The following is a 12,771-nucleotide window of genomic DNA, read 5'->3' on the forward strand; positions in this document are numbered from 1 at the left end:
TATAAAAAAGTCTCACAGAGTATTCTGTGAGACTTTTTTTTGTTATATACCTAATCCAATACCAATAATCAATAGATGATGAAGGATAGATGATAATTAATAAAAGGTACACCATAAATGATGAGGAAGGAGTAATTATAATACCCGGAGTCATTTTTCATTCATCACTTATCACTTATCAATCATAATGGCTCTTTAATGCCTTTCAAATTGCACTTATCGTAAAAACAACGCTGCTCTGATATGTAGCAGAAGGAATTATTACCGATACACCACTCAGCTGTAATTGAATCGGAATATTAGAATAAGCTGCCAACGCTAACGTTGCCGTAATTCTGAATAGTTCAGCATCTGTGAGAGTAAGTGTTTGGTAAGCCGTTCCTCCGCTTATGCTACACAGTACACAGGCCGTAGTTCCGTCTCCGGTTCTTTTGGCAGATAAAACCAAAGAATTATGCCATGTGGGATTAGCCTGATAATGTACGGAGACTTTTGCGTTACCCAATAATAATGGAACACTGGCAGCCAATAGAATCTGGTTGGTTGCACTTTCATAAGTTCCGGCATAATTGCTCCCGGCTTCGGTAATTGAGGGAATTGAAACAGTCCAGTTTGAACCTCCAACCGTCAACGTTCGTTGTGCTTTAAACACTCCACTCCATATTATCAGAATAAGAATCATACATTTGTTGTGAAGGGATTTTTTTTGTAAAAAGCGGCTGTGAGATTTCATTTTAATTTTATTTATTCGGTGATCGTATAGGTAATAGCAACCTGATTATTGGTATGGGCAGATAAATTGGCATAGGTATTGGGAACCAGTGTAATGGTCAGCCGGTGGCCGTTATTCGCTCCGTTTCCTGTAAATGCTCCGCCTATTCCACTTATAATGGTAATTGGAGTGGTAGTAAGAGTTACTTGTGCTGAAGGTGTGCCTAAAGTACCTCCACCGGCTCCGGAAGCAGCTGCGGCCTGTAATTTTATATCAATGCCGGGAATAATCTGATTAACGGAAGCTGTAATTTTTCTCGTAAGTCCTCCGGAAGTGATAGCTGAAGTGTAATTTATCCATTTGGCGGTATTGGCAGATGGGTTTATAATTGGTCTTCCTGCATCTGTAGGAGCTGCGAAGCTTAAACTAATATTTCCCGTAGGTTCTACATCCAGTAATGTAACGACTGGAAGCGTTATGGAAACAGTTTTGCTACCGGTTGTCTGGGGGAATACTTTACAGGATAATATAAAGCAGATTGTCAATAATATCTGGTTAGTTTTCCTCATTTTTTCTTTTTTATTTCATTGTATCCAACTTTTATACTTTCCTGCTGGTATCTAATTTCTGATTGTTGCTTTACAACATTGATGGTTAAATTTTTTATTTCAGAAGGCTTTAACATAAAATGAAAAACGGCCATAGAAATTTTATAGCGTTTGTCCAGTCCGTTTCTGTATATTTTTAGAGTCCAATCTCCCGGGCGTAAATAAGTAAAATCAAAAACATCTCCTATAAAAGCTATTTTCCTGTAAGTTTGTTCACCATTGGATGCTTCTAAAATGATACTTTCTCTTTTCTTTTTTTCCTTTTTGAGCGGAAACTGGGCAAAACTCAACTGATTATTTCCAGAAGCTTCATTAAATTCAATATGTCCCTGGATCTCTGCAGCAGTTGTTAAACCGAAATTAAAAATATGGTCTTTATTAGTCAATAATACGGAAGCAGGCAAAGTAACATCCGGAATATCATCGATTTCTGTTGTTGACCGGTCTATTTCAAGCAAATAATCTCCCGGAACAACATTTTTAAATATAAAATTTCCGCTCTTATCGGTAACTGCAAGATGGCTCCCAAGCAATAATCTTATCCCATCTACTTTCTTTACACCCATATTACTGATGTTTCCTGATAAAGTAGTGTATTCTGCAATTTTTTGTACAGGTATATTAAGGCGCCATGTGTAGCGTAGAGAAAATATAAAATCTTTATTTCCCAGTTCTCCTCTTTGTAAAGTATATCTTCCGGATAAATCAAATTCATGTCCCTGAAAAAGCTGCTGATGAAAAAGAAGCTCAAAAAGATTTCTGTCATTATAATATTCTTCAGGCATATAATTATTCTGATAAAAAATACTCAGGAATGTTTTGGAAGAAAACCTGCTCATGACACGGGCTCCATAGTAAAACTGTTTCTGGTTCTGCAGTTGGTATCGGGAAGTAATAGCATAGCTTCCATATACATTGAAAGAAGTTTTAAATTTTTCAAAACCCAGATTAATGGTATAAAAACTTGAATTTCCGGAAAAAGCAGTCAGATAGTTATCTGTATTGCCAAACTGGCTTTCCAGGTTCAGTTGAAAAATTCCTAACTGCTGATCGATACTTATCCTGAAATATTTTTCGTTATAATCAAATTCTCTTGGCTCGAGACGGTCTTTATACCTTTGATATCCGTTGTAAAACATAATGGTTCCGTTCTTGAGATATCTGTAGCTGATACCATACTGAAAGAATTTTCTGTAAGGTGCTGCCAGGTATAAAGTATCTCTTTGGAAATTCCGGGCGTCCTGAACATAGTTGGTAAATACACTCAGCCTTTTTAATATTTTAAATTGCAGGTTACCGTTAAATGTACTTGTATTGGAGAAATATCCTGAAAATTGGGGGCTTGCTCTCATATACATCATACTTCCGTTGATTCTTTCGAAATTGCCCGAAACCTGCAGCATATAAGCATTCCCTTCTGTTTTATCTGTTTTACTGTAAGATATTTCACCGGAGGCATCGATGTTTTTGTTGAGCTTAAGCTTTCCTGTTGCATAAGGAAGATGAGCATTTGAATCCAGTTTCATCCCATTAAAACTATAGCTGATCTCATCCTGTCTCGGAATCTTATATAAATATCCTGCTGTAATTTCAGATTCTTTATTAAGTTTAAAGGTGGAATATACATTAAATTCATCTTTAATATCCCGGAAAAACCTCGGATGATTGTAAAAGCCACCCAGGCTTATTTTCTTGAAATTGTAACGGATTTCTGCTCCGCGTCCATACCGGGCAAATTCTGTAAGATAGGATGATGAATAGTTTTTATCACCCAAATGAATAAAAAAATCATTACGTCTGTAACTGATAAAATATTCCTCATATTTTGTAAAAGAATTAAATTCCACCGGGTTCTTAGTGACGGCATGAAATTCAAGCTCACCTTTATTTTCTTTATCTAAGCTGCCTTTACCATAAAGCTCACCCTGAAAGCCATCCTGGTAATTTCCCCTGTTTTTCATTCCTATAAAAGCTAAGGAAGCCGAAACTGGTAAACGGTGATAGATATCGTCTTCGGCAGGTTTGACGGCAATAATCTTTGTACTTGTATATAGACTCTGATTTTCTGCCGGATTGTCGGGTGAATAAACCGATAGATTCAGATTCTGATATTCATTCTTTCCTAAATCGGGGTTCGTATTTTTACTGATGGTAATTATTTTTGTTTCGCCCGGTGGCAGGCTCAGTGAAGCATCATGGTCTACAATTGCATTTTTACTTTCAAGGATCAGGTTTTCTGTCATATTTCCATTGTTCTTTAATAGGAAAGAAGCTTTAATAATTTCTCCTGCTTTTACAAATTCCGGGAAATCTATTGCAGTCAGGGAAAGCTTTCTGTTTCCGGAAATGATGATTTCTGAAGATCTGATAATCTGCTCACTGTCAGTTTTCCCGGTTCCATATAATTTTATGGTATATTTTCCCTGTGGAGCTTCACTGGCAATTCTTAATGGAACAATATAAACAGCATTTTCTCCTGCAGGAACGGAAAATTCATTTTTTGTAATAATAGGAATGATAAATAAATCCGAAGTTTCAATCCGGATATCATAAATCTTATTCTCAGAAGTTCCGTTTTCTATTGTAAAAGAAATAGAAGTGGATGTTCCCGGTAGCAGACTATCTTTTTTGCTGACAAATTCTTTAGGCTGTTTTTGAGAAAAAATAAGTACTGGGAATAGTATGATAAGATATAGTGCCTGATTTTTAGTCATTCTTTACTTCTAGTTCCACATTGAGAGCAAAAGCGTTTTCATCTTCATCAGTAGCTATGATTACAGCATTGTACTTATCAGGAGGTATTTTGCTGATATCAATATGAAATGATTTGGATGTTTTAGGTAATAATCCCATGGCCTGGCTGGAAAAGGTTCCTACTTTCTGTCCGTTTTTGCGGTTATACATTTCAATAGCTGCTGTTGGTTTACAATAAATTTCACCTTTATTGGCTATTGCGATTTTAGCGATGTGCCTGCCTTCTTCTTTATCAATTTTTACACTTTCAAACTTAAGATCAGGTTTTATATTTTCCGAATCATAATCGGTAATCACCTGGATTGCATACCGGACGATAGAGGTGATATTCACACCGTCTTTATTCTCGTTCGGCTTTACATCTTCTACGGGCTCAACGATGATTACGCTCCAATAGCTGCCTGGTTTGGCTACCTGATTGGGAATGGTAATCTCATAATACACTTCAGTTTTTTCTTTGGCCTTTAACGTCAGAAAATTAGTATTAAGTCTGATCCAGTCTGTATTGGTTTTATCATTCGTGTGTGGAGCGGTAAAATTGATTGAGCCATCCGCATGATAAGTGAAATCCTGTAAGAATATTTTCACGTTCTGCGGTTGGTTGTCTGTATTTTCTATTGCGATCTTTCCCTTATAAACCTGTCCGTTTTCTACCTTATAATTATGGGTAAGGCCATTAAGGATCACAATACCCGCCTGTAAAACGGCAAAAGGTAAAATAAGGCTAATAAAAAAGAAAATACGCTTTATCATTTTTATGTAAAGTTTTTGAGTTTAAAATAAGACAGCAGAAAATAAAGAAGAAACTGATGAAACAATTTCTCCTTATTTACTTTAAGGTCGGGGTGTTCAGATTCTAATTATCCGAAATGGTATAGGTAACGGTAGCTACAGCTGTAGTTGTGGCTTCCAGGTCCGCATAGGCAGCTACACCACCGGGGCCGCTTCCTGCAGCTAAAGCATAAGTAAGATTATGGCCGTTATTGGCTCCGTCTCCTGTATAAGCACTCCCGATACCTGAAATGATCGTTTGATCCGCTGCACTCAGTGTTAATTGGGCAGAAGGTGTTCCTAATGTCCCGCCACCTGAGCCTGTAGCTGTCGCTGCAGTAACATTGATGTCAACTCCCGGAATTAAGGCATCCAGTTTTACAGACACATTACGGGTAGCATCTGCAACCGATTTAATAGATGAATAATTGAGCCAGAGTGTGGTGTTGGTAGCTGTAGGAACGATAGGAAGACCAGCTTCTGTAGGAGCGGTAAAACTTAAAGTGATGTTTTTGCTGGCAGCAGGTTCAATATCTACCAGTGCAACCTCCGGAACGGTAATACCAATCGTATGATTATCAGTGTTGGTGTCCTGAGCATGTACATAAGCAGAAACGGCTAATGCCACTAAAGACAGCGATAAATTTAGTTTTAATTTTTTCATGGTTGGTTATAGTTTTGTAGAGTGAAATTAATAAAAATTAAATAAAGGCTAAAAATTTTTATGTTAAAATGTAAAACATTAACACTCGTAAAAACAAAAGCCTTACACCGAAAGTAAGGCTTAAATGTATTTTGAATCATTGAAACATATTATGCCCAATGTGGATCAGATATAGAAACTTTTCCTGTTTCTATCCGTCCTGAAAAATGCCAGACGTTTTTTTCTGAATGTATTTTGATGTCATACCATCCCTTGGTTGCAGCGAGATTAATAATGATTTTCTCTTCAGATTGATTGACAGCAATCTTCTTCTGACTTTTTCCGTACAGGTTTTCGAGACTGATACTTATGTTTTCTTTCGTATTCTTTTTTATCATCAGATGAACTTCATTTTTCCGGGTATCATTCAGTAATCTGATTTCCAGTTCAGGTTGATGGTCACCTTTGAAATTTCTGTAAAAGCCATTGGGACCAAAAACTTCATAATCATACCGGCCGGAGTTTACAGCATGAGACAATTCCTGTTTTGAATATAAAGCATAAGAAAAATGATAATTTTCACTTTCAAACTGGGTCCTGTCGTAAATCAATAATGGGATTCCTGCGTCTTTCAGATTAACCATTTTAATATGATTGCCTTCTAAATTAACGAGGAAATCATAAGGCAGCGGATTGGAAGGTTTCATTCCCCGCTCCTGAATTTCCAATAAATCAGTATGCAATTCATTTTCAGAATACCATTTCAGATTTGGGACGGGCTTATTTTTCGCAGCATTGATCGTTTTCGCATAATCTTTCTGGTTTAAATAATCCATCTGTGGAACTTTCACACTGGATGTATTAAATGCAGAAATCAGATCACCACAGATCGCACGCCTCCAGTCACTGATATTATCAATGGTAACATCCTTACTGAATTTCTTCTGTATAAATTTTTCAAGAAACTGAAGAACTGAAGTGTGATCCGAAACTTCAGAATTAACGAAACCTCCCTTCGTCCACGGAGATGCAATAATCATCGGCACTCTGTATCCCAGTCCTACCGTTCCTTCAATCCGTTCATGATCCTTCAACGGAAGGGTTGACATATATTCCTGGTTTTTGTTGACATATTCTGCTCCTTCTTTTCCATTCATATCGACGGGCTGATTGGGGTTTAAAGGTGGTGCAAACGGTAATACATGATCAAAGTAACCGTCATTTTCATCATAATTGATAATGAAAATGGTCTTTTTCCATGTTTCAGGATCCTTGGTAAGAATATTTAAAACCTCAGAAATATACCATGCCCCATACCACGGTGAACCGGGATGATCCGAAAAATGTTCCGGAGCAACCAGCCATGACACCAAAGGAAGCTTTTTGTCTTCCACATCTTTTCGGAACTGGAATAAAACATCACCTTTAGGTACTACTAACCTTTCTCCATGTTCATCATTGCCGATTTCCAGATTCCAGTATTCCGGATCTCCCGAATTGGTGGTGAATGCTTTTTCATGAAGATTTTTTTCTTTCCGGGAAAGCTTTGAATAATTATCAGGGTGATATTTTATCTGGTCTTCCTGAAGTTCTGCAATCCTATTTTCAAATCTTTCCTTCTGCTTCGGATTTTTTTCAATTTCCTGCTTCAGGTAAGTAATGATATGGGGAATGTTTTTATAATACCCTTTTGAAAATTTTACATTGAAGTTTGAAAACCATTCGATCGGGTTATCGGTAAAATTGCTTAGCCAGGCTTCCTGCTCTCCGGACATTCCTTTAGGTAAGCTGATTTCATTCTGATAAATTTTCCATGAAACATTTTGTTCTTCTAATATTTCAGGAAAGCTTTTCCATCTTGCCTGATGGTTTTTATCATAATCAATATTTTCGTTAAAAACATTTGCTTTTGCTTTGCCGTTTTTCTGCTCACGAATGGTTCCGGACCACAGAAAAAGCCTGTTGGGTGTGGTTCCCGTCAGTGAGGAACAAAAATATTGGTCAAAAATGGTAAAGGCATCTGCAAGCTGATAATAAAAAGGAAGATCTTCACGGTTGTAATATCCTAATGTCAGCGGAATATCTTTATAATCTTTATTTCCTGATGCTTTTGCCTGCAGCCACTGATCATACTTCCCCTGATGTAAAGCTTTTTGCTGATCAGACCATGAATGGGGAAGTGAGCTCATCCAGGTAGATTTTGTATTTCTTAAATCTAAACGGGCAGGAGAAGCATATTTCCCGGCATCATTTTTCTGGAAAAAAACGGAATACCCGTCCGGCTTTATAAAAGCTCTTTTATCCAGAAATCCGCGTACTCCTTTAAGTGAGCCGAAAGCGTGGTCGAAAGAACGGTTTTCCTGCATTAAGATCACAACATGTTCCGCATCATAAAAAGTAGACTGAGCTGCAGGCTCTATTGTTAAAGCCTTCAGGATAGAAGGATGTAAAACACTTGAAGTTCCCAGCCCAGCCAGTAACAATCCTGATTTTTCTAAAAATTCTCTTCTTTTCATAATAAATAATAATAGGAAAGAAACCGCAAGATAACAGTTATTCTCCTGCGATTTCTCTTTGATACAGTAAAAAGTTAGATTTTTATTGCAGCCACCACGGTTTGGAATTGATATTATCAGTTCCGCCATATTGTGTAGCGAGTGCAGCTTTTAAATTGATGCTGTTGTAATTGTACTCAGCTTGCGGGTATCTGAACCTGTATGGTGCAGAAACTCCGGTCTGTAAAGGATAATTAGGATATCCTGTTCTCAGATAATCGTAATAAGAGGTCCATTGTGACTGGTGGAACATGGTCATGTATTTCTGAGTCATGATTTTCTCCAGTTGGGTAGCCAACGGAGCTGAATTATCATAAATAACTAAAGATTTAGTTAAGTATTGATTCACATCAAATCCTGTAAAATATTGCCCCGGATTTTTTACATACGTCTGATAAAAAGTGAAACTTGCCTTGATTGCATTGTCATAATGTGTTTTTGCAGATCCTGAAATCCATCCTCTTGCAGTGGCTTCAGCTAAAATAAATTCCAGTTCCGAATAGCTCAATACCGAAGAAGGTTCATTGGTAGCATCTTTGTAAAAACGGTCGTTTACTTTGGAAATATTTTTAGCGGCTACCAGAGCGGCATTGTCAGAATAAGGGGAAGTAGGATTTCCGCCGTTGTATCCTGTATAATCGGTAACAGGTTTCCCGGCTTCCTTTGCTGCTGTAGTTTGGGCTGCAAAAGTGAATAAACGCGGATCCTGTCTGTCTTTAAAGAAATTGATAAAATAATTGGCCATGTATAAACTTGAACCGTAGCCGCTGTTGTTAAACATCGTATACCTGCTGTCTGCAGCATCGGCAAATTTAAGCTCACCATTATCTGTAATAGCAGTCATTAAAGGTTGGCTTCCTGCGATAGAAGCAAATTCTGTTGAAATATTGTAGCTTCCAACCGTTGTTTTTTTGGAAAGGCTGATTAAAATTTTCAGACGGAAAGAATTGATCAGCTTTTTCCATTTGGAGGCGTCCCCGTTATAAATAATATCACCCTCTATTTTATCATTGGCATTGATAAGGTCATTAGCTTCTTTTAATTCTGTTAAGATTCCTGCCATTACGGTTTCCTGGCTGTCATACTTCGGCTGGGTGATCCCTGATTCTCCTTTTACGGCTTCGGAATAAGGAATACTCCCGAATTTTAAACTTAAATTGAAAAAATGATAAGCTCTGTAAAATTTACCGATGGCTATGTAATTTTTATTATTGATCTTTTCAGCTTCCTGCATCATTTTCACGGTATTCAGAAGGCCTGATGTGTAAACACCGAAAGAGGCGTCATTCCATTTCATGTACTGGTATACATTTTCACCATCCGTACCGATCATCATTCTTGAAGCATACATATTATCACCATTCACCTGGAAAGCAGATTTTGAAACATACGTTAAAAGGAATTTAGGATCAATGCTTGCCTGGTCATTCGGGTTTTCGTTAATAGTGTCAAGGTTGGATTCACAAGAGGTCAATGTAAATATTCCTGCAACAAATACTGATTTTATAATATTTTTCATTTGATTAAACTGCTTTTAATTAAAATTTAAGATTAAACCCAACTCCGAACCACCTGCTCGACGGATCCTGGATGTCATTTCCGGTTCCGATTTTGTAATCAGGGTCAGAATAAAGGTTTTTAGATTTTTTCCACATGGCAAGATTGTATCCTGAAATATTTGCAGTGAAGCTTTTCACCATTCCTTTCGGGTTCAGCAGGTAAGAGAAATCGTACTCAAGAACTACAGACCTCAGTTTTACAAACGTCCTGTCAAACACATTTGCAAACAATTCGCTTTCATCCTCCGTTACTCTTGCCTGATAAGGATAATTCTGTGCCCAGTCCTGGAAGCTGATGGCTTTGGTGTGTGGTGTATAAGTTCCGGTCGCTGCATTATAATTTACCCCATCCGGTACGAAATAGTAAGTTCCCGGATTGGCATATTCAAGGTCTCTGTAGGCTGTAGAGTTCGGATGTTTTCCGCCCCACCACATTTTTTCGACGACCTGAGATCTCATCACCCCGCCGATGCTTCCGTCGATACCGATATTTAAACTTAATTTTTTGTATTTGAAAGTGTTGTTAAAGCCAAATGTCCAGTCCGGATTGAAATGTCCTAAATTGGTAGGTGTGGTGGCCCTTGTCGGCATTCCCGTTTCAGCATTCAGAATCACTTTTCCGTCCGGAGACTTCTGCCATGTATAATCATAATAGCTGTCCATTCTTTCGCCCAGCTTAATGTTATTATAATTAGGCATATCCTGGTAAATAGAAGTCAGCTTCTGTTCGTAAGTACTCCAGTTGATCAAAGCTTTCCATGTAAACTGATCCGTTTTTACAGGTACCAGCCCCAATGAGATTTCAAGGCCCTGTGTAGTGTATTCGTTACCGTTTACATATTGGGAGGTGAAACCTGATGATTCTGTACTTGGGAACTGAAGGATATTATTATAGTCTAAAGTCCTGAAATACGTAGCATCTAAGGTAACCCTGTTTTTTAATAATCCGGCACTCAATCCTAATTCATAAGACTTTGTCTGTTCCGGCTTCAGAGAATTCTCATAATTCAGGGTTGTCGGATAATAATAGGTAGGATTTCCGTTATACGTAACTCCGCCATTGTTCAGATAGTAATTCCTGATTGAGTATGGCTGGAAATCATAAGCTACTTTCGCCCATGAAGCAGATAATTTTAGCATATCGATGGCTTCCGGCATTGTAACAAGATTTGAGATCACTGCACTTAAAGATGCAGAAGGATAGAAGTATGACCTGTTGGCTTTCGGAAGGGTAGAAGACCAGTCGTTACGTCCGGAAACGTTAATGAAAAAAGCATTATACAATCCGATATCGATTGTGGAGTAAGCACTGTAAATCAGTTTTTCCTTTAAATAATCATAGTATTTTACTGCCCCGATGGAATTGTTAAGGTTATACAGCTCAGGAACCTTTAAACCATCTGTAGAAGCATTGTCAATATTGTTTTTATAATAGAAAGCAGAACCTCCGGCATTGATGGTAAAATCAAAATTATCAGAGATTTTTTTCTTATATGTTGCTAAAATATCGTAGTTTAAGTTCCATGTTTTGGTGTCATTCAGGATATATCCGCCACTTCTCGGTGCGCTGTAATTGAAATAAGAATATGGGCTTAAAATCTCCTGCTTGTTATGATTTTCAACGATAGATATTTTACCTTTTACCGAGAGATCTTTCGTTGCTTTATATTCTAAGCCGGTTTGGGCATTGATAACGTTGGTTCTGTTCTGGTTTTTATAATAATTTGCTCCAAACCAAGGATTATTGTACCATGCATAATTCCAGTTGGCCTGCACGGTTCCTTCTTTTCCGGGAACCCACATATGAGATTTAAGATCTTTTCCGTTGACGTCACCCCCCATCCAGATCAGGATGGTATACATATGCCCGCTTGGGTTGTAATCGTAATTAGGGATATTTGGAGTAAAAGTCTGGTTGAAATTAAACTTTGTATCAAAAATCAATTTTTCTCCCAAATGGTTTTCCGAAGAAAAATTAATCCCGTAACGCTGTAAATAAGAATCAGGAACGCGGTCATCATAATTCATGAAATTTCCGGAAAGCCTGTAAATATCTTTATTGTTCTTATAACTTACCGAAAAATTATTATTGCTGATTACAGCAGGCTTTAAGAAAGTGCTTAAGTTATCATGATATTCCCAGTCGATAGGAAGCCTTTCGTATCTTGATTTATCGTTGTACTGGCTTCCTGCAACCGTTCCGTACCATGGGATAACTTTTCCGGTTACTTTATCCCTGATCGGGCTGTTCCATTGGGCAATTTTCAATCCCGGGACAAATTTGGGTCCCCAGATCATATCACCGTCATTTACTCCACCGTCAGCACCATCCCAGAATTCATATTGCCCGTGGGAGCCGTTTCCATATTCAGTCTGGGTTTTAGGAAGATTGGTAAAACCACCGGTTACCATCACGTTTTGTGAAAACTCTACGGTAAACCCTTTCTTTTTAGCACTTTTTGTTGTAATTAAAACAGCTCCGTATCTACCTCTGGAACCATATAATGCGGAAGCAGTTGCTCCTTTCAGAACATTGATATTTTCAATATTATTAGGATCTAAATTTTGAAAAACGGCTTTTTCTACAATAACCCCGTCAATTACAAATACCAGATTGGAATTGCCCCTCAGGGTAAACTCAGGTGTCTGCTGCATTCCTGTGGGATTGGAAACATTTAACCCGGCTACCTGTCCAGAAAATAAATTTCCTATGCTTGGTGTTGTAATGGTTTCAAACTGTTTTGTATTGACTTCCTGGGTAGAATAACCGATTTTTTCCTTCTTTTTAGCAATTCCCAAAGCGGTAATCACCACACCCTCAAGCTGCTTTTCATTCACTTTCCTTAAAACAATGACATATTGTCTTTTAGAAGAAATTTCTACACTGTACACCGAATAATCGGGAGAGAAAAACTCAAGAATATCTTTTGGATTGGCTGTAATGGTAAAATTTCCGTTTTCATCAGTAGTGGCAGATTTTCCGGTATTTTTATCAGTAATGCTGACACCGGAGACACTATTGCCATCTTCGGATTTTACATTTCCGGAAATATTAATTTCCTGGGCAGTTAAATAAAGGGGGAGCAAAAAAATTGCAAAAGTAGCTAAAGTCTTCTTCATTTTTTTGAGAGCAAATTTAGCTGTGTATTGTTACCTGTATTTTAATGAT

General features: G+C 37.7%; 8 protein-coding genes. All 8 read right to left on the bottom strand.

Annotated features, from left to right (window positions below; genetic code table 11):
• Positions 1 to 205: 205 nt before the first annotated feature.
• The gene (locus PMI13_RS09795) at positions 206 to 682 is read right to left on the bottom strand and encodes a hypothetical protein (protein WP_238536298.1); all 477 of its coding nucleotides are present in this window, start codon (positions 680 to 682) and stop codon (positions 206 to 208) included.
• A gap of 62 nt (positions 683 to 744) precedes the next feature.
• Positions 745 to 1,281, bottom strand: a complete 537-nt coding sequence (locus tag PMI13_RS09800; RefSeq protein WP_007843218.1) for a hypothetical protein — start codon at positions 1,279 to 1,281, stop codon at positions 745 to 747.
• Complete coding sequence (locus tag PMI13_RS09805) at positions 1,278 to 4,034, bottom strand: COG1470 family protein (RefSeq protein WP_007843220.1); 2,757 nt, start codon at positions 4,032 to 4,034, stop codon at positions 1,278 to 1,280. The genes PMI13_RS09800 and PMI13_RS09805 overlap by 4 nt, the downstream gene beginning before the upstream one ends.
• Positions 4,027 to 4,827 carry a WxL protein host-binding domain-containing protein gene (locus PMI13_RS09810; RefSeq protein ID WP_007843222.1) on the bottom strand — a complete coding sequence of 267 codons (801 nt, stop codon included), beginning with the start codon at positions 4,825 to 4,827 and terminating at the stop codon, positions 4,027 to 4,029. The genes PMI13_RS09805 and PMI13_RS09810 overlap by 8 nt, the downstream gene beginning before the upstream one ends.
• Positions 4,828 to 4,930: 103 nt before the next feature.
• On the bottom strand, positions 4,931 to 5,509 hold the full coding sequence (locus tag PMI13_RS09815; protein WP_007843224.1) for a hypothetical protein: 579 nt from the start codon (positions 5,507 to 5,509) through the stop codon (positions 4,931 to 4,933).
• Positions 5,510 to 5,658: 149 nt separating this feature from the next.
• Positions 5,659 to 8,004: a phosphocholine-specific phospholipase C gene (locus PMI13_RS09820; protein ID WP_034669415.1), complete on the bottom strand. Its 2,346-nt coding sequence runs from the start codon at positions 8,002 to 8,004 to the stop codon at positions 5,659 to 5,661.
• A gap of 82 nt (positions 8,005 to 8,086) precedes the next feature.
• Complete coding sequence (locus PMI13_RS09825) at positions 8,087 to 9,562, bottom strand: SusD/RagB family nutrient-binding outer membrane lipoprotein (protein ID WP_007843228.1); 1,476 nt, start codon at positions 9,560 to 9,562, stop codon at positions 8,087 to 8,089.
• Positions 9,563 to 9,581: 19 nt separating this feature from the next.
• Positions 9,582 to 12,722, bottom strand: a complete 3,141-nt coding sequence (locus PMI13_RS09830) for a SusC/RagA family TonB-linked outer membrane protein (protein ID WP_007843229.1) — start codon at positions 12,720 to 12,722, stop codon at positions 9,582 to 9,584.
• Positions 12,723 to 12,771 lie beyond the last annotated feature (49 nt).

Source organism: Chryseobacterium populi, assembly GCF_000282115.1.
Lineage (GTDB): Bacteria > Bacteroidota > Bacteroidia > Flavobacteriales > Weeksellaceae > Chryseobacterium > Chryseobacterium populi.

Coding starts and splice junctions, on each gene's coding strand:
- PMI13_RS09825 (WP_007843228.1), bottom strand. CDS start 9,562: ATGAAAAATATTATAAAATCAGTATTTGTTGCAGGAATATTTACATTG.
- PMI13_RS09800 (WP_007843218.1), bottom strand. CDS start 1,281: ATGAGGAAAACTAACCAGATATTATTGACAATCTGCTTTATATTATCC.
- PMI13_RS09820 (WP_034669415.1), bottom strand. CDS start 8,004: ATGAAAAGAAGAGAATTTTTAGAAAAATCAGGATTGTTACTGGCTGGG.
- PMI13_RS09815 (WP_007843224.1), bottom strand. CDS start 5,509: ATGAAAAAATTAAAACTAAATTTATCGCTGTCTTTAGTGGCATTAGCC.
- PMI13_RS09810 (WP_007843222.1), bottom strand. CDS start 4,827: ATGATAAAGCGTATTTTCTTTTTTATTAGCCTTATTTTACCTTTTGCC.
- PMI13_RS09830 (WP_007843229.1), bottom strand. CDS start 12,722: ATGAAGAAGACTTTAGCTACTTTTGCAATTTTTTTGCTCCCCCTTTAT.
- PMI13_RS09795 (WP_238536298.1), bottom strand. CDS start 682: ATGATTCTTATTCTGATAATATGGAGTGGAGTGTTTAAAGCACAACGA.
- PMI13_RS09805 (WP_007843220.1), bottom strand. CDS start 4,034: ATGACTAAAAATCAGGCACTATATCTTATCATACTATTCCCAGTACTT.